Below are 16361 nucleotides of genomic sequence, written 5' to 3' on the forward strand. Positions count from 1 at the left end.
CTCAGGCCGATCGCACCGGCAGTGCGGCCCGCAGCCGCGGGTACACGGTCAGTGCGTTGCCGGAGTAGACCGCCCTGCGCTGCTCGTCGGTGAGCGCGGCGGCGTCGACGTAGCGTTTGGTGTCGTCGAAGTGGTGCCCGGTCCGCGGGTCGATGCCGCGCACCGCGCCCACCATCTCCGAGCCGAAGAGCACGTTGGCGGTGTCGACGACCGCGAGCAGCAGGTCGACCCCCGGCTGGTGGTAGACGCAGGTGTCGAAGAAGACGTTGCGCATCAGGTGCTCCTCCAGCGGTGGCTTACCGAGCATGTCGGCCAGCCCCCGGTAGCGGCCCCAGTGATAGGGCACCGCACCCCCTCCGTGCGGGATCACCAGCCGCAGCGAGGGGAACCGCCCGAACAGGTCGCCCTGCAGCAGCTGCATGAACGCCGTCGTGTCCGCGTTGAGGTAGTGCGCACCGGTCGCGTGGAACACCGGCGTGCAGCTCGCCGACACGTGCACCATCGCCGGCACGTCGAGCTCACACATCGCCTCGTAGAGCGGGAACCAGTACGGGTCGGTCAGCGGTGGCGACGTCCACCGGCCCCCGCTCGGGTCCGGGTTCAGGTTCAGGCCGACGAAGCCGAGCTCGGTCACGCACCGGCGCAGCTCCGCGACCGCCGCCTCGAGCGGCTCACCCGCAGTCTGCGGGAGCTGGCAGACCCCCGCGAAGCGCCCCGGGAACAGCGCCACCACGCGGGCGATCAGGTCGTTGCACGCGCGGGCCCACTCGACGCCGACCGCGAGGTCACCCTCGTGGTGGGCCATCGCCGACGCCCGTGGCGAGAAGATCGTCAGATCGGCGCCCCGCTCCTGCATGAGACGGAGCTGGTTCGCCTCCACGCTCTCCCGGAGCTCGTCGTCACCGATCCGCGGACGCGCCGGCGCGGAGCGTCCGTCGAGGAACGCCTGGAGCTGGTCCTGCCTCCACGACGTGTGCGCCTGCGGCGCGGTGGTGAAATGGCCATGGCAATCGATGATCATGAAGTCCTCCGGGCACGGAGCGGTGCTCCGTCGAACAGGTCCCTCGCCATGGTAGCCGTATTGTTAACAATTTTGAAGACAATGAAGCCCGGCGCTGGGTCACCGGCGCGCCGTCGTCGCACGTCCGGTCGGCCGGCGTCCGACGGCGGAAGATCCGCCCGGCGGTTCGAGGACCCCGCGCAGGGCGGCCTGCAGGTCGCCGGACAGCCCGGCGTCGGCGAGCCGGGCCGACCACGAGCGTTCGATCTCGCCGATCTCCCGCAGCGCGACCCGGACCAGGTCCGCGCCGGCGGCGCTGAGCGTGACCAGACGGGCACGGCGATCATCGGGGTCCACATGTCGGACGAGGTACCCCCGCCGCTCCAGATCGGAGACGAGTTCGCCGGCGGCCTGGTGGGTCATCCCCATCCGCGTGGCCAGCGCCGTGAGCCGGGCACCGTCGGGGGGCAGCGACTCGAACAGCAGATGGGCCGACGGCGTGATCCCGCGGTACCCGACCGCGTCGAGTCGTCGAACCAGCTCGTCGACCATCATCCGGGCACTGCGCCGGAACAGCGAGATCAGGGTCGGCACCGGCTCGTCGCCGTACTGGTGCGCTCTCGCGCTTCGCTCCCCTTGCATTCCCGCAGGCTACCTGCATACTCTGCTGCAGTGCGCAGGCTACCTGCGGACTTGTCCGGACGCCGCCCCGGCCGCCGGCACGAGCGAGAAAGAGGTGACCGATGCCCGTCACCACGTCCCCGGTGTTCCGGGCGGTCGTCGGCGCCGGAGAGCGGCTGCTGCGCTCCCGGACGCTGGTGCGCGCGCCGATCCTCGTCTACCGGCTCGGGCTCGGGAGGGTGTTCGGCTCGCGCATGCTGCTGCTCGAGCACACCGGGCGCCGCTCCGGGCTCCGTCGGGAGGTCGTCCTGGAGGTCGTCGGCAGGCCGGCCGGCGACCGGTACGTCGTGGTGTCCGGCTTCGGCGGCCGGGCGCAGTGGTTCCGCAACGTGCGGGCGGACCCGAACGTCCGGGTGTCGGTGTCCGGGGACCGGGCGCTCCCGGCGACCGCACGGGCGCTCGAGGCCTCCGAGGCGCGGTACGTGCTCGCCGGCTACGTCGAACGGCATCGCCGGGCGTGGGCCTGGTTCGGGCCCGTACTCGAGCGCACCCTCGGAGGGCCGATCGAACCGGGCGGGGCCCCACCGCCGATGGTCGAGCTGCGGCTGAGACCCCCCGGACGCTGACCGACCTGCTCCACGGCTGCGAGCCTCGGCCCCGACCTTGCGAATGCCTGACAGATCAGGAACGAGCGCTAACCCCGTCCCGCTGCACGCCGATCAGCCGGGTGACGCCGCATCGCAGACGAGGGGACACCTGTGCACAGTTCCGGCCCGCAGTACGACCCACTGCTGCTGCCCTCGCGCACCGATCGGTTCCACCGACCGGGGCCGTACGCGGGCCCGGCCCTCCGCGCGGCGGCCCTCGATCATCGGGACAGGGCAGCAGCCCTCTGCGCGCTCGGGCTTGGCGTTGCCGTGTTCCTGGGCATCGTGCGCGCCGGCGCCGAGCGCACGGCGTGAGCGGGAAGACGAAGAGGGAGCTGGTGGCGGTCCTCTGCGTGCTCGCCTTCGTGGTCCTGTTGTGGACCCTGCTCAGCGTGCGACAGCTGTGACGGCCACCGCGACGACGACCGCCGCGATGTCGCGCATCGTAGGAACGCGGATCGGGGCACGATGGCGCGCGTGGTGACGACGACATGACCTCAGGCCCCGACAGCGGCCGAGGGTCGAGCACGACGGTTCCGCGCTCCGGGCGTATCCGGGTGCTGCTGGTCGAGGACGACCCCCGTATCCGTCAGGCACTCGCGCTCGCCCTGGACGACGAGGGTTTCGCGGTGCGCACGGCCGTGTCCGGGGAGGAGGCACTCGCCGGGCTGGACGGCGCGCCGGTCGATCTCGTGCTGCTGGACCTGATGCTTCCCGGCATCGACGGGCTGTCGGTCTGCCGCACGCTACGGACCCGGGGCGACCTGCCCATCATCATCGTGACCGCCCGGTCGGACACCGGCGAGGTCATCGACGGGCTCGAGGCCGGAGCGGACGACTACGTCACCAAACCGCTGGTCGCCGGCGAGCTCACCGCGCGCATCCGCGCGTTGCTGCGCCGGCGGCGCCCGAGCGACGGCAGCTCGACGGTGCGCTTCGTACTCGGCGACATCGCGGTGTACCCGGAGGAGGGGACCGTGCGCCGCTCGGACGCGGAGATCCATCTGACCCGCACCGAGTTCCGGCTGCTCGTGGAGCTCGCCGCCGCGCAGGGCCGGGTCGTGACGCGGGAGGAGCTGCTGCAGCGTGTCTGGGGTTATGACTACCTCGGCGACACGCGGCTGCTCGACGTCCACGTCCGTCGGCTCCGACGCAAGATCGAGCCCGACCCGGACACGCCGACCGTCGTGCTCACCGTCCGGGGAGCCGGATACAAGGTCGCCCCCCGCTGATGCGGCCGCCCCGGTTCACCCTGCGCCGACGAGTGGGAGCCGCGTTCGCGCTGGTCTCGATGACCGTCACCGGGCTCCTGGGCGTCGCGACGTGGAACCTGGCCTCGAACTACCTGCTCTCACAGCGCGAGCAGAGCGCGACCCGTCAGGCCATGGTGAACGTCCGGCTGGTGGAGCAGTCACTCACCGACGGGGCGCCGGCGGGTCTGGGCGACCTCCTCACCGGGATCGCCGGCGGCCCCGACACGACCATCGCCCTCCGGAGGCAGGGCAACTGGACCACCAGCGGCCGGCAGCTCGATCCCGACTCGCTCCCCTCGGAGCTGGTCGAGCTCGCGGGGTCGGGCACCGCGGTCCGTCAACGCATCGTCTCCGGCGGGATCCCGGTTCTCGCCGTGGGGCTGCCGATCTCCACCCAGAACGCCCTCTACGTGGAGCTGTTCCCCCTCGTCGAGCTCGACCGCACCCTGCGGTTCCTCAGCGCCGTCCTTCTCGGCGGTGTCGCGGCGAGCACCGTTCTCGGTCTCGGGATCGGGTGGTGGGCCGCACGGCAGGCCCTTCGTCCGCTCACCGAGCTCAACGCTGCCGCCGGACGCGTCGCCGCCGGTGATCTCGGGACCCGCCTGCCCGAGGGCGGTGACGGTGACCTCGCACCACTGGCCACCACCTTCAACCGCACCGCCGACGCCCTGGAGCAGCGCGTCCGACGCGATGCACGTTTCGCCGCCGACGTCAGCCACGAACTGCGGTCCCCGCTCACCACCCTCATCAACGCCGTCGCCGTGCTGCGTCGGCGACGCGGCGAGCTGTCGGAGCCGGCACGGCAGGCCGTCGACCTGCTCGACGGAGACATCCACCGTTTCCACCGGATGGTCGTGGATCTCCTGGAGATCTCCCGCAACGAATCCGGCCTCGACGAACGCGATCTCGATCTCTGTGATTTCGTCGATCTGGTTCGTCGTGCCGTCCTCGAACGTCGCGGTCGCGTTCCCGTCGAGGTGCTGGGCCGGCCTCCGTCGATCCGTGCCGATCGCCGGCGCATCGATCACGCGATCGGCAACGTGCTCGACAACGCCGACGCCCACGCCGGCGGGGTCGTCCGGATCACGGTGAGCGGCCAGGACGGGCGGGCCCGGCTGGAGGTCGACGACGCAGGCCCCGGCATCCCGCCGGAGCTGCGCGAGGAGGTGTTCGAACGCTTCGCGCGTGGCCTGTCGGCCGGTCAACGGGCCGACGACGGCGGAAGCGGTCTCGGGCTCGCGCTGGTCGCCCGCCACATCCGGTCCCACGGAGGAGAGGTATGGATCGAGCAACGCCCCGGCGGCGGCGCGCGCGTGATCATCGAGCTGCCCGGGGCCCCGGCATGACCGGGCGCCGTTCACCGATCATGGTCGCGGCCGCTGTCGCCATCGTGCTCCTGTGCCCGCCGTTGCTCGCCGCATGCGGTGTCACCTCCGAGGACGAACCGGAGAGGATCGATCCGACGTCGGCACCGCCGCCGACACCGACGGTCACCGTCGTACCCGACAGCTCCACAGGTCCGCCCGTGCCGCAGACGGTGAGGCCGGAGAGCACCCCCGCTCGGACACCGGGCCCCGGGACGACGCCGGGAGCTCGTCCGCCACCCACCGGCCCCGGCAGCTGACCGGTGTCGTGCGGACGACGCCGTCGGCTGCTCACGGCGCCCGGTTCACGCACCCCGCGCCGTCATCGTGTCCCCGCCCCGGACGCGACGCAGGAGCCGGCCCCGGACGAGCCGATACGCCATCTCGGGAAGCGACTCCGGAGCGATCTGCCCGTGCAGGTCCCGGGCTGCGTTGCGCACCTCGGAACAGACCTCCTGGGGCGAGGCCGAGGTCATGAACTCGCGAACGAGCATGGCCGCCATCGCCGGCATCGCCTCGCCGCACGGTCGGGTCGTCGCGGACGCGTCCGTCGTCGCCTTCATCTCGATTCCCACGCCGATGGATTCTCCCGAACGGACGAGCCGGCGGACCTGGCAATCCGCTGACGATCGCACCCCTTGACGACCGAGGCCGGCCACCGACGCCCACCTGCCGTCACTCCCCTGACGACTGCCTGACGATGTCGCCCGATCCGCACCGTCCCTCGACCCCCGGCGGTAGGAAGGAGGACAGGTGGTCGGCGGGCCCGGGAGCGCCGTCGCAACGGGCCCTCGAGGATCTGATCCGGTTCGTACGCGTGTCTGGGGAGCCACGCGGACACTGCCGCTCCGACACCCGCTGCGGGTGGGAGGCGGCGTCGTCGGATCCATCCGTGTCGAAGCAGGCCCGCCGACCACTGTCCACCGGCGCGCCACGCACCCCGCTCCGCCCAGCAACAACAGTTCGCGAAGTCGTCCCGTAGGACTCGCCGGCCCCAACCGTCACGCTGCGGCACCCCCGACGGGGCGCTGTTGGCAAGAGCGAGAGCGCTGGTCAGGTGGTGGGCGCGGCAGGGTTCGAACCTGCGACCGCTCGGGTGTAAACCGAGTGCTCTCCCGCTGAGCTACGCGCCCGTCGCCGATCAGATCGTGGTCACCCGACCGGCGTCCTCGGAGGGGTTTCTACAGGGCCGCGAGGGCCTTGCGCCAGCCGTCCTGGTCCCGGGCCTCGCCCGGTCCGTTCACCTCGGCGAACGACACGACGCCGTCCTTGCCGATCAGGAACGTCCCGCGCAGGGCGAAGCCGGCGTCGGAGTTGAACACCCCGTACGACTCGGCGACGGCGCCGTGCGGCCAGAAGTCCGAGAGCAGCGGGAAGTCGTAGCCGCGCGCCTCGGCCCACGCCTTGAGGGCGAACGGGTGGTCCACCGAGACCGGCAGGACCTGGACGTCGTCGTTCTGGAACGTCGCGAGGTCCTCACGGATCTCGTTGAGCTCGCCGGTGCAGACCCCGGAGAACGCGAACGGGTAGAACACCACCAGGACGGCCTTGTCGCCGCGGAACGACGACAGGCTCACCTGCTGCTTGTTCTGGTCCGGCAGGGTGAAGTCGGGGGCGTCGGTTCCTACCTCGGGTGCCACGTGGTGCATCTCCTCGCTCGGGATCCGGCCGGTATCGACCGCGTCCCGAGCCTAGATCACCCCGAGGGGCCCGACGCTCAGCGCTTCTGGCCCTTGCCCGCCTTCGGTGCGACCAGCCGGGCGCCCGCCCAATCGTCGCCGACACTCGCGTTGGAGGTCTGGGACAGCCCGGCGGTGGGCGCCGCCTCGGCGATCTCGGACGGTTCGAGGTGCCCGTCGCGGCCCGTCTTCGGTGTCAGCACCCAGACCACACCGTTGTCGGCGAGCGGCGTGCGCGCGTCGACGAGGGTGTCGACGAGATCGCCGTCACCTTCCCGGAACCACAACAGAACGACGTCGATGACCTCCTGCGCGTCCTCGTCGAGGAGTTCCTCGCCGCTCCGTTCCTCGACGGCCGCACGGATCGCGTCGTCGACGTCGGAGTCATATCCCAGTTCCTGAACGACCATGCCCGGCTCGACGCCGAGCTTGCCCGCGATGTCGGACGTGCGTCCGGCATCTTCCGCGGCCACCACTCGTTCCCCTCTCACACAACCATCGCTTCGCCGTCCGGCTGCGAGGCTCGCGCGAGCCGCCGGTTCGGATGCGGAATCCGAACACGCGGGACGGACCGCGCGCAACACTCACCTGCCCGACACTCCGCGCCACCATAGTCGGAAGGTCCTGTCCGGGGCAGTGTGCACACCCGACCGGCCGACGACGCGGGAGACACGACAGACACGTCGGTGACCGAGCTGAAGTTTCGAGCGCGGCGCGGAACAGGCACGATGGGACCGGGCCCCGGGGATCACCGCCCGCCACGACCGTGGCCGGGCGGGTGGACGGCCGGGACGCGACGACCACGCACGGCCGGACACCCGGCCACCACGATCGAAGGCAGGGAGAACCCTTGACCGCCCAGAGCAGCCAGGCCGGCGACGGACCACGACGCGTGAACATCATCCGCGACGGACTCGCCGCGCACCTGCCGGACATCGACCCGGAGGAGACCGCCGAGTGGCTGGAGTCGTTCGACTCGGTCCTCGACAACGCCGGTCAGCAGCGGGCCCGGTACCTGATGCTCACCATGCTCCAGCGCGCGCGCGAACGGCACGTCGGCGTCCCGTCGCTGACCAGCACCGACTACGTGAACACGATCCCGACCGAACGTGAGCCGTGGTTCCCCGGCGACGAGGAGGCCGAGCGCGCCTACCGCCGCTGGATCCGCTGGAACGCGGCGATGACCGTGCACCGCGCGCAGCGGCCCGGCATCGGCGTGGGCGGGCACATCTCGTCCTACGCGTCCTCGGCGACGCTCTACGAGGTCGGCTTCAACCACTTCTTCCGCGGCAAGCAGCACCCGGGCGGCGGCGACCAGATCTACATCCAGGGCCACGCCTCCCCCGGCGTCTACGCCCGCGCCTACCTCGAGGGCCGGCTGAGCGAGGACCGCCTGGACGGGTTCCGCCAGGAGCTCAGCCACGGCGGCAAGGGCGCCGGGCTGCCGTCCTACCCGCACCCGCGGCTGATGCCGGACTTCTGGGAGTTCCCCACGGTGTCCATGGGCATCGGCCCGATGAACGCGATCATGCAGGCGCGGTTCAACCGCTACCTGGGCGACCGCGGCATCTCGAACACCGCCGACCAGCACGTGTGGGCGTTCCTCGGCGACGGCGAGATGGACGAGCCGGAGTCGCGCGGGCTGATTCACGTCGCGGCCACCGACAACCTGGACAACCTGACGTTCGTGGTGAACTGCAACCTGCAGCGCCTGGACGGGCCGGTGCGCGGCAACGGCAAGATCGTCCAGGAGCTGGAGTCGTTCTTCCGCGGCGCCGGCTGGAACGTGATCAAGGTGGTCTGGGGGCGGGAGTGGGACTCCCTGCTGCACGCCGACCGCGACGGCGCCCTGATCAACCTGATGAACACCACCCCGGACGGCGACTTCCAGACCTACAAGGCCAACGACGGCGCCTACGTCCGCGACCACTTCTTCGGCCGCGACCCGCGGACCAAGGCCATGGTCGACCCGATGTCGGACGCCGAGATCTGGAACCTCAAGCGCGGCGGGCACGACTACCGCAAGGTGCACGCGGCCTACGCCGCGGCGACGGCGCACCACGGCCAGCCGACGGTCATCCTGGCCAAGACGATCAAGGGTTACGGGCTCGGTTCGCACTTCGCCGGCCGCAACGCCACGCACCAGATGAAGAAGCTCTCGCTCGACGACCTCAAGCAGTTCCGCGACGAGCAGCGCATCCCGATCACCGACGCGGCGCTGGAGAAGGACCCGTACCTGCCGCCGTACTACCACCCCGGCCAGGACGCCCCGGAGATCCAGTACCTGCAGGAGCGCCGCCGCGCCCTCGGCGGCCCGCTGCCGGCGCGCCGCACGACGTCGAAGCCGCTGGTGCTGCCCGGCGACAAGGTCTACGACTTCATCAAGAAGGGGTCGGGCAAGCAGGAGGTCGCCACCACGATGGCGTTCGTCCGGCTGCTCCGGGAGCTGATCAAGGACAAGGAGATCGGCGGCCGGTTCGTGCCGATCATCCCGGACGAGGCGCGCACGTTCGGGATGGACTCGATGTTCCCGACGCAGAAGATCTACAACCCGCACGGGCAGCAGTACACCTCCGTCGACGCGGAGCTGATGCTGGCCTACAAGGAGTCCGAGCAGGGCCAGATCCTGCACGAGGGGATCAACGAGGCCGGCTCGGTCGGGTCGTTCACCGCGGCGGGCACCTCGTACGCGACGCACGACGAGCCGATGATCCCGGTCTACGTGTTCTACTCGATGTTCGGCTTCCAGCGCACCGGCGACTCGATCTGGGCCGCGGCCGACCAGATGGCCCGCGGCTTCCTCGTCGGCGCCACCGCGGGGCGGACCACGCTGACCGGTGAGGGCCTGCAGCACAACGACGGGCACTCGCTGCTGCTGGCCAGCACGAACACCGCGATCATGGCGTACGACCCGGCGTTCTCCTTCGAGATCGCGCACATCGTGCGGGACGGCCTGCGCCGGATGGTGGGCGAGTCGCCGGAGAACGTCATGTACTACCTGACGGTCTACAACGAGCCCTACGTCCAGCCGGCCGAGCCCGAGGGCGTGGACACCGAGGGCATCCTGCGCGGCATCCACCGCTACGCGCAGGCGCCGAAGACCGGCGGCCCGCAGGTGCGGCTGCTCGCCTCCGGTGTCTCGGTGCCGTGGGCCCTGACCGCGCAGAAGATGCTGGCCGACGAGTGGGACGTCGGCGCCGAGGTCTGGTCGGTGACGTCCTGGGGCGAGCTGCGCCGTGACGGCGTGGAGGCCGAGCACCACAACCTGCTGCACCCCGGTGACGAGCCGGTGGTGCCGTACGTGAGCACGGCGCTGGGCGGCTCGGAGGCGCCCGTGGTCGCGGTGTCGGACTGGATGCGCGCGGTGCCGGACCAGATCCGGCAGTGGGTGCCCTCGCCGTTCAGCTCGCTGGGCACCGACGGGTTCGGCCTGTCCGACACCCGCCCGGCCGTGCGCCGGCACTTCGCCGTCGACGCCGAGTCGATCACCGTGGCGGCGCTGGCCGCGCTGGGCAAGCAGGGCGCGGTGCCGACCAAGCTCGCCGCGGAGGCCGCCGCCGGCTACCGGATCGACGACCCGCGGGCCGCCGGTCCGCAGACGAGCGAGTCCGGCGACGCCTGAGTCGGCATCCCCGACCACACGCCCGACGACATAGCATCGCGGCCCGCCGGCGCCCCCGGCGGGCCGCGTTGTTCGTCCCGGCTTCGGAGAATCCGCACGTCGAAGAGTCTTATCGAGCGACGCAGATCACGATAGGCTCCGCTGCGATGCTGGTCACGTGGTCTCGTGGCCGGCCTCCCGGCCGGGGCGCGGACCGTTGCGCAGGGCCGGTGTGGAACCCGGGGCGAGGCGCTGCGGGGTTCAGGCACGAGGAGAGCAAGAATGGCAGAGGGCACCGTCAAGTGGTTCAACAGCGAGAAGGGCTACGGCTTCCTCGCTCCCGACGGTGGTGGCGCGGACGTGTTCGTGCACTACTCGGCGATCCAGGTCAACGGCTACAAGACCCTCGACGAGGGCCAGCGCGTGACCTTCGACGTCGAACAGGGCCAGAAGGGGCCGCAGGCCAGCAAGGTCGAACCGCTCGTCTAGGTCGACCGGAGCACCGCACGGAGCGGCCCTGAGCCGGTCCGTGCCTCGCCGGGGGCATCGGCGTTCGCCGGTCCTCCCCCGGAACCTCGCGGCGTGACATGCTGCCGCACGTGGCCACCGAACTGCCGGTCGCGGCGACGACCCTGCGCCGCCTGGAGCTGGCGGCGGGCGGGCTCGCCGCGGCGTGCATGGCCGCGATGGAGCAGCGCCAGCCGTGGTTCGCGCGGCTGACCGCGGACCAGCGCGCCGCCGTGGCGCTGGTCACCCAGACCGGGGTGAGCAACTTCGTGGCCTGGCTCGCCGAGCCGGGCGCGACCATCCGGCTCACCGCCGAGGCCTTCCGGATCGCCCCGCGCGACCTGACCCGGCGGATCAGCCTGCGCCAGACCGTCGAGCTGGTGCGGATCGCGGCCGACGTGTTCGAACAGCACCTCCCCCCGTTGGCCGCCGACACCCGCGAGCGACGCGTGCTCACCGAGTCCGTGCTGCGCTTCGGTCGCGAGATCGCCTTCGCCGCGGCCACCGTCTACGCCGGGGCGGCCGAGTCCCGCGGCGCCTGGGACGCCCGGCTGGAGGCACTGGTCGTCGACGGGGTGGTGCGCGGCGACACCGACGGCGCGCTCGTCTCCCGCGCGGCCGCCCTCGGCTGGGACCCCGACGCCCCGGTCCGTTGCCTGGTCGGCAGCCCGCCCGAGACCGGTGGCAGCCCGGACCCGTCCTCGACACCGGCGCCGTCGACACCGGCGCCGTCGACCCCCGCGGAGTCGCCCGAGCTGCTCACCGACCTGCGCCGGCAGGCCGCGCGGCTGGGCCACCAGATCCTGGTCGGCGTGCAGGGCCGGCGCCTGGTCGTCCTGCTGCACGAGTCCGGGCACGGTCGCGCCGGCGTCGACCCGGCCACCGTGCTGGAGACGATCGCCGGCGAGTTCGGGCCGGGTGCCGTCGTCGCCGGGCCGTCGAGCCCCGACCTGGCCCGGGCGAGTGCCGCGGTCGCCGAGGCCCTCGACGGGCTGCGCGCCGCGCCGGGCTGGCCCACCGCGCCCCGGCCGGTCGGCAGCGAGGAGCTGCTGCCCGAACGCGCGCTGTGCGGGGACGCGGCGGCCCGGACCCGGCTGGTGACCGACGTCGTCGGTCCGCTGCGCGCGGCCGGCGGCGAGCTGCTGCACACCCTGGCCGTCTACCTGGAGGGCGGCGGCGCGCTCGAGGGGTGCGCGCGGACGCTGTTCGTGCACCCGAACACCGTCCGGTACCGCCTCAAGCGGGTCGGCGAGATCACCGGCCGGACACCGTCGGACCCGCGGCAGGCGTTCGTGCTGCGGACGGCGCTGGTCGCCGACCGCACGATCGAGACGGCGCCGGCCCCCGTCCCGGGGTCCGGCGAACCGGCGTCGACGCCGCGCGACACGCCCGGGGCCCCGGCCACGAACGGTCCCGGGGCCGACTCCGAGACGGCAAGAGTTTGATGAACCCTACAAAGACCAGGGCAGGTGGTTCGGTGTTGTCCGCTACGTCACACCCGTATCGTTGGAGGATCCCTCCAATTATCGGTGCCGGAGTTCGTGCGTGCCGGTATGCCGCCACGACCACCCAGGGGTGTGTGATGTCCCGGTGATCGCCCTGCTCGCACCCGGCCAGGGGGCGCAGACCCCCGGCATGCTCTCGCCCTGGCTCGAGGACCCGGACGCCGAGAAGACCGTCGCCGGCTGGTCCGACGCCGTGGGGCTCGACCTCGTCCGGCTGGGCACCACCGCCGAGGCCGACGAGATCACCGACACCGCGGTCACCCAGCCCCTCATCGTGGCGCTCGGGCTGCTGGCCGCACGCCGGCTGCTCGCCCACGTCGAGCTGCCCGACGACGTCGTGCTGGCCGGGCACTCGATCGGCGAGCTCACCGCGTGCGCGATCGCCGGCGTCCTGACCGACGACGACGCCGTCGCCCTGGCCGGCGTCCGGGGCCGCGAGATGGCCGCCGCCTGCGCGGCCGAACCGTCGTCGATGGCCGCCGTGCTCGGCGGGGACGAGGACACCGTGCTGGCGCGCCTGTCCGAGCTGGGTCTCGACCCGGCCAACCGCAACGGCGCGGGCCAGATCGTCGCCGCCGGCGCGACCCCCGCGATCGAGGAGCTGGTGGCGACCCCGCCGGAGGGGGCGCGGGTCAGGTCGCTGCCGGTCGCCGGGGCGTTCCACACCCGCTACATGGCGGCCGCGGGCGAGGCGATGGCCGAGCACGCCCGGTCGGTCACCGTCGCCGACCCGACCCGCACCCTGCTCTCCAACGCCGACGGCGAGCCCGTGACGAGCGGCGCGCAGGCCCTGGAGCGTCTGGTCGCCCAGGTCACCCGCCCGGTCCGCTGGGACTCCTGCATGGCCACGCTCGGCCGCGACGGGGTCTCCGCCGCGCTCGAGCTCCCGCCCGGCGCCACCCTCGTCGGGATGGTCAAACGCGCGCTCAAGGGCACCCCGACCCTGGCCGTGAAGACGCCCGAGCAGCTCGACCAGGCCGCCGAGCTCGTCGCCGAGCACCGGGGCGAGAAGTGAGCGCCGGGCTGCGGACGCCGCCGACGAGCCCCGGGGCACGGCTGCTGGGCCTCGGGAGCTTCCGCCCCGAGCAGGTCGTGACCAACGACGACCTGGCCGAGCGGGTACAGACCGACGACGCGTGGATCCGGTCCCGCGTCGGGATCGCCGAGCGCCACATCGCGGGGCCCGACACCTCGCTGCCGGACATGGCGGTCGCCGCCGGGCGGGCCGCGCTCACCGACGCCGGGCTGGACCCCGCCGACCTCGACGCCGTCGTCGTCGCCACCTGCACGATGCCCAACCCGATCCCGAACGCCGCGGCGCAGGTCGCGGACCGGCTCGGGGCGGTCGGCGTCGGGGCGTTCGACGTCAACACCGCCTGCGCCGGGTTCTGCTACGGCCTGGGCCTCGCGAACGACATGGTGCGGGCCGGTACGGCCCGGTACGTGCTGGTGATCGGCGCGGAGAAGCTGTCCGACTGGGTCGACTGGGACGACCGCTCGACCTGCATCATCTTCGCCGACGCGGCCGGTGCGGCCGTCGTCGGACCGGCGTCCGAGGCCGACATCGGCATCGGCCCGGTGTCCTGGGGCAGCGCGGGCGACCACGCCACCACGATCCGGATCCTCGGCGAGACGACGAACAAGCTGCACCAGGAGGGGCAGACGGTGTTCCGCTGGGCCACCGGCGAGATCGCCCCCATCGCCCTGGACGCGATCGCCCGGTCCGGCCTCGAACCCGCCGACATCGACGTGCTGATCCCGCACCAGGCGAACCTGCGGATCGTCGAGGCGATCGCCAAGCGCCTGCGCGCCAAGGGCGCCCGCGAGGACATGGTCGTCGCCGACGACATCGTGACGACCGGCAACACCTCGTCGGCCTCGATCCCGGTGGCGCTGGATCACATGCGCACCGCCGGACGGGTACGTTCCGGCGACACGATGTTGCTCGTAGGCTTCGGCGCGGGGCTGTCCTACGCGGGACAGGTCGTCATCTGCCCGTAGCCCACGCACCACCATCTGTACGAGACACGAACGCACTACCCGACAACGCTAGGAGCGCACCACCGTGGCTGACAACGCTGAGATCCTCTCCGGCCTGGCCGAGATCGTGGAGGAGGTCGCCGGCATCGACACCGCCGAGGTGACCTCCGAGAAGTCCTTCGTCGACGACCTCGACATCGACTCGCTGTCCATGGTCGAGATCGCCGTGCAGGCCGAGGACAAGTTCGGCGCGAAGATCCCGGACGACCAGCTGGCCGAGCTCAAGACGGTCGGCGACGCCGTCGACTTCATCTCCAAGCACCAGTGAGCCCGACCGGCGCCGGCGCGGCGGCGCCCCCGCGGAGCACGCGTCTGCGGTTCGTTCCTCCGCGCGGAGCCGGGAAGGAGACATCATGAGCGACGGTTCCGGAGTCGTCGTCACCGGGTTCGGGGCGACCACCCCGCTCGGCGGCGACGTCGCCTCGACCTGGGAGGGCATGCTCTCCGGCCGGTCCGGGGTCGGCACCACCAAGGCGGAGTGGACCGAACGCTTCGACCTGCCGGTGCACATCTCGGCACAGCTCGCGGTGGAGCCCACCGACGTGCTGGCCCGGGTGCAGGCCCGCCGGATGGACCGTTGCGAGCAGGTGGCGGTCGTCGCGGCGCGCGAGGCGTGGGCGCACGCCGGTCTCGGTGACGCCCCGAACGCCGAGGGCGGGAGCCCGCAGGTCGAGGGCGAGCGCCTGGCGATCGTGATCGGCGCCGGGATCGGCGGGGCACCGACCCTGCTCGCGCAGGACGACCTGCTCGAGGAGCACGGCCTGCGTAAGGTCTCCCCGCTGACCGTCCCGATGCTGATGCCGAACGGCCCGGCCGCGATGGTCAGCCTCGAGTGGGGCGCGAAGGGCGGGGTGCACTCCCCCGCGTCGGCGTGCGCGACCGGGGCCGAGGCCATGGTCTGGGCCTACCGGCTGCTGCAGGCCGGCGAGGTCGACGTGATCCTGGCCGGCGGTGCCGAGTCCTGCATCGTGCCGATCACCGTGGCCGGCTTCGTGCAGGCCCGGACGCTCTCGCAGCGCAACGACGACCCGTCGAAGGCGTCCCGGCCGTTCGACACCGGGCGGGACGGTTTCGTGCTCGGCGAGGGTGCCGGCGTGGTCGTGCTGGAGCGGGAGGAGTTCGCGAAGGCCCGCGGCGCGACGATCCACGGCCGGCTCGCCGGCGTCGGTCTCACCTCGGACGCGTACCACATCACCGGGCCCGACCCGGAGGGCGTGGGACAGTCCCGGGCGATGAAGGCGGCGGTCCGCACGGCCGGTCTCGAGCCGGCCGACGTGGGCCACGTCAACTGCCACGCGACGTCGACGGTCGCCGGTGACGTCGGGGAGACGGTGGCGATCCGCAAGGCCCTGGGCGACCACCCGGTGCTGACCGCGCCCAAGTCGGCGCTCGGCCACCTGGTCGGCGGGGCCGGGGCGGTCGAGGGGATCATCACGATGCTCTCGCTCTCGCAGGGGCTGATCCCGGCGACGCTGAACCTGGAGAACCTCGACCCGGGTGTGGAGCTCGACGTCGTGGCCGGGGAGCCGCGTCCCACCGAGGCCACCGCGGCGATCAACAACTCGTTCGGCTTCGGCGGGCACAACGCGTCGCTGCTGTTCACCAAGGTCTAGAGGGCCCGGCGTCTCGTGCGCGGACATCTCTGCTGCGGCAGCGGTGTCCGCGCACGGCGTTTCAGCAGGGCGCGCCCAGGGTGCTGCCGGCCTCGCCGACCTCCAGGCGCGGCGGCGAGCCGGCCATCGGCAGCGAGGCTCGCCAGCAGATCCGGCCGACCTTGAGCCCGTCCGGGCCGTCGGCGGGGTTCTGCACGCTGACGAACCGGACCAGCGCGAGCACGCGGCCCTGGGAGAGGTCGGTGATCCGGTCCACCCGGATCGTGCCGTCCGTCGTCGAGCCGACGCCGCGCAGCCACTCGTCGCGGGGCTGCTGGGCCGCCCGCTCGTCGGTGACGACCTGGGTCCACGTCGGGTAGTCCCGGTTGTTGATCGCGTTGAAGTACAGCTGGATCTGCTCGAGCACCAGTGTGGCGGCCGGGTGACCGGCCGCGTCGTCGCTGAGCGCGACGGTGGCCGGACCGGCGCCGGACGTCGGGACCGACGGCGGCGCGGAGCCCGGCGACAGGCCCTGCAGGCTCTCGCCGGAGG

At 72.3% G+C, this 16361-nt stretch carries 16 protein-coding genes and 1 tRNA gene; 10 read left to right on the forward strand and 7 right to left on the reverse strand.

Annotated features, from left to right (window positions below):
• Position 1: 1 nt before the first annotated feature.
• A complete protein-coding gene (locus I4I78_RS04960) occupies positions 2–1021 on the reverse strand; it encodes an amidohydrolase family protein (protein ID WP_218609991.1) in 1020 nt (339 codons plus the stop codon).
• A 99-nt stretch (positions 1022–1120) separates the two neighbouring features.
• Positions 1121–1642, reverse strand: coding sequence for a MarR family winged helix-turn-helix transcriptional regulator (locus tag I4I78_RS04965; protein ID WP_218609992.1), 522 nt, complete (start codon positions 1640–1642; stop codon positions 1121–1123).
• A 101-nt stretch (positions 1643–1743) separates the two neighbouring features.
• Here I4I78_RS04965 and I4I78_RS04970 point away from each other — a divergent pair, with 101 nt between their 5' ends.
• The 3 genes from I4I78_RS04970 to I4I78_RS04980 all read left to right on the forward strand — a co-directional run bounded on the left by I4I78_RS04970 (position 1744) and on the right by I4I78_RS04980 (position 4867).
• Positions 1744–2247 carry a nitroreductase family deazaflavin-dependent oxidoreductase gene (locus tag I4I78_RS04970; protein ID WP_218609993.1) on the forward strand — a complete coding sequence of 168 codons (504 nt, stop codon included), beginning with the start codon at positions 1744–1746 and terminating at the stop codon, positions 2245–2247.
• Between the two features lie 512 nt (positions 2248–2759).
• On the forward strand, positions 2760–3500 hold the full coding sequence (locus tag I4I78_RS04975; RefSeq protein WP_218609994.1) for a response regulator transcription factor: 741 nt from the start codon (positions 2760–2762) through the stop codon (positions 3498–3500).
• Positions 3500–4867, forward strand: coding sequence for a HAMP domain-containing sensor histidine kinase (locus tag I4I78_RS04980; protein WP_218609995.1), 1368 nt, complete (start codon positions 3500–3502; stop codon positions 4865–4867). Before I4I78_RS04975 ends, I4I78_RS04980 begins: the two co-directional genes overlap by 1 nt.
• A 323-nt stretch (positions 4868–5190) precedes the next feature.
• Here I4I78_RS04980 and I4I78_RS04985 read toward each other — a convergent pair whose 3' ends face one another.
• The 4 genes from I4I78_RS04985 to I4I78_RS05000 form a co-directional block, all read right to left on the reverse strand.
• The gene (locus I4I78_RS04985; RefSeq protein WP_218609996.1) at positions 5191–5460 is read right to left on the reverse strand and encodes a hypothetical protein; all 270 of its coding nucleotides are present in this window, start codon (positions 5458–5460) and stop codon (positions 5191–5193) included.
• Positions 5461–5943: 483 nt separating this feature from the next.
• A tRNA-Val gene (locus I4I78_RS04990) sits at positions 5944–6018 on the reverse strand.
• 48 nt (positions 6019–6066) lie between these two features.
• Positions 6067–6525: a peroxiredoxin gene (locus tag I4I78_RS04995; RefSeq protein ID WP_308251905.1), complete on the reverse strand. Its 459-nt coding sequence runs from the start codon at positions 6523–6525 to the stop codon at positions 6067–6069.
• A gap of 77 nt (positions 6526–6602) precedes the next feature.
• A complete protein-coding gene (locus I4I78_RS05000) occupies positions 6603–7040 on the reverse strand; it encodes a DUF3052 domain-containing protein (protein ID WP_218609998.1) in 438 nt (145 codons plus the stop codon).
• A 374-nt stretch (positions 7041–7414) separates the two neighbouring features.
• Here I4I78_RS05000 and aceE point away from each other — a divergent pair, with 374 nt between their 5' ends.
• From aceE to I4I78_RS05035, 7 genes are all read left to right on the forward strand, one after another.
• The gene (gene aceE / locus I4I78_RS05005) at positions 7415–10186 is read left to right on the forward strand and encodes a pyruvate dehydrogenase (acetyl-transferring), homodimeric type (protein ID WP_218609999.1); all 2772 of its coding nucleotides are present in this window, start codon (positions 7415–7417) and stop codon (positions 10184–10186) included.
• Positions 10187–10447: 261 nt separating this feature from the next.
• Positions 10448–10654, forward strand: a complete 207-nt coding sequence (locus I4I78_RS05010; RefSeq protein WP_130289442.1) for a cold-shock protein — start codon at positions 10448–10450, stop codon at positions 10652–10654.
• A 110-nt stretch (positions 10655–10764) separates the two neighbouring features.
• On the forward strand, positions 10765–12117 hold the full coding sequence (locus I4I78_RS05015; protein ID WP_308251906.1) for a helix-turn-helix domain-containing protein: 1353 nt from the start codon (positions 10765–10767) through the stop codon (positions 12115–12117).
• Positions 12118–12262: 145 nt separating this feature from the next.
• Positions 12263–13192 (forward strand): ACP S-malonyltransferase, encoded by a 930-nt coding sequence (locus tag I4I78_RS05020; RefSeq protein WP_218610001.1) that lies wholly within the window; start codon positions 12263–12265, stop codon positions 13190–13192.
• On the forward strand, positions 13189–14178 hold the full coding sequence (locus tag I4I78_RS05025) for a beta-ketoacyl-ACP synthase III (RefSeq protein ID WP_308251907.1): 990 nt from the start codon (positions 13189–13191) through the stop codon (positions 14176–14178). The genes I4I78_RS05020 and I4I78_RS05025 overlap by 4 nt, the downstream gene beginning before the upstream one ends.
• Positions 14179–14242: 64 nt before the next feature.
• Positions 14243–14485: an acyl carrier protein gene (locus I4I78_RS05030; RefSeq protein WP_130289438.1), complete on the forward strand. Its 243-nt coding sequence runs from the start codon at positions 14243–14245 to the stop codon at positions 14483–14485.
• 85 nt (positions 14486–14570) lie between these two features.
• On the forward strand, positions 14571–15830 hold the full coding sequence (locus tag I4I78_RS05035; protein WP_218610002.1) for a beta-ketoacyl synthase: 1260 nt from the start codon (positions 14571–14573) through the stop codon (positions 15828–15830).
• A gap of 61 nt (positions 15831–15891) precedes the next feature.
• On the opposite strand, the gene I4I78_RS05040 is transcribed toward I4I78_RS05035, so the two are convergent.
• The coding region (locus I4I78_RS05040) for a catalase (RefSeq protein ID WP_218610003.1) at positions 15892–16361 on the reverse strand (470 nt) is incomplete at its 5' end.

It is taken from the genome of Pseudonocardia sp. KRD291 (assembly GCF_019263595.1).
GTDB lineage: Bacteria > Actinomycetota > Actinomycetes > Mycobacteriales > Pseudonocardiaceae > Pseudonocardia.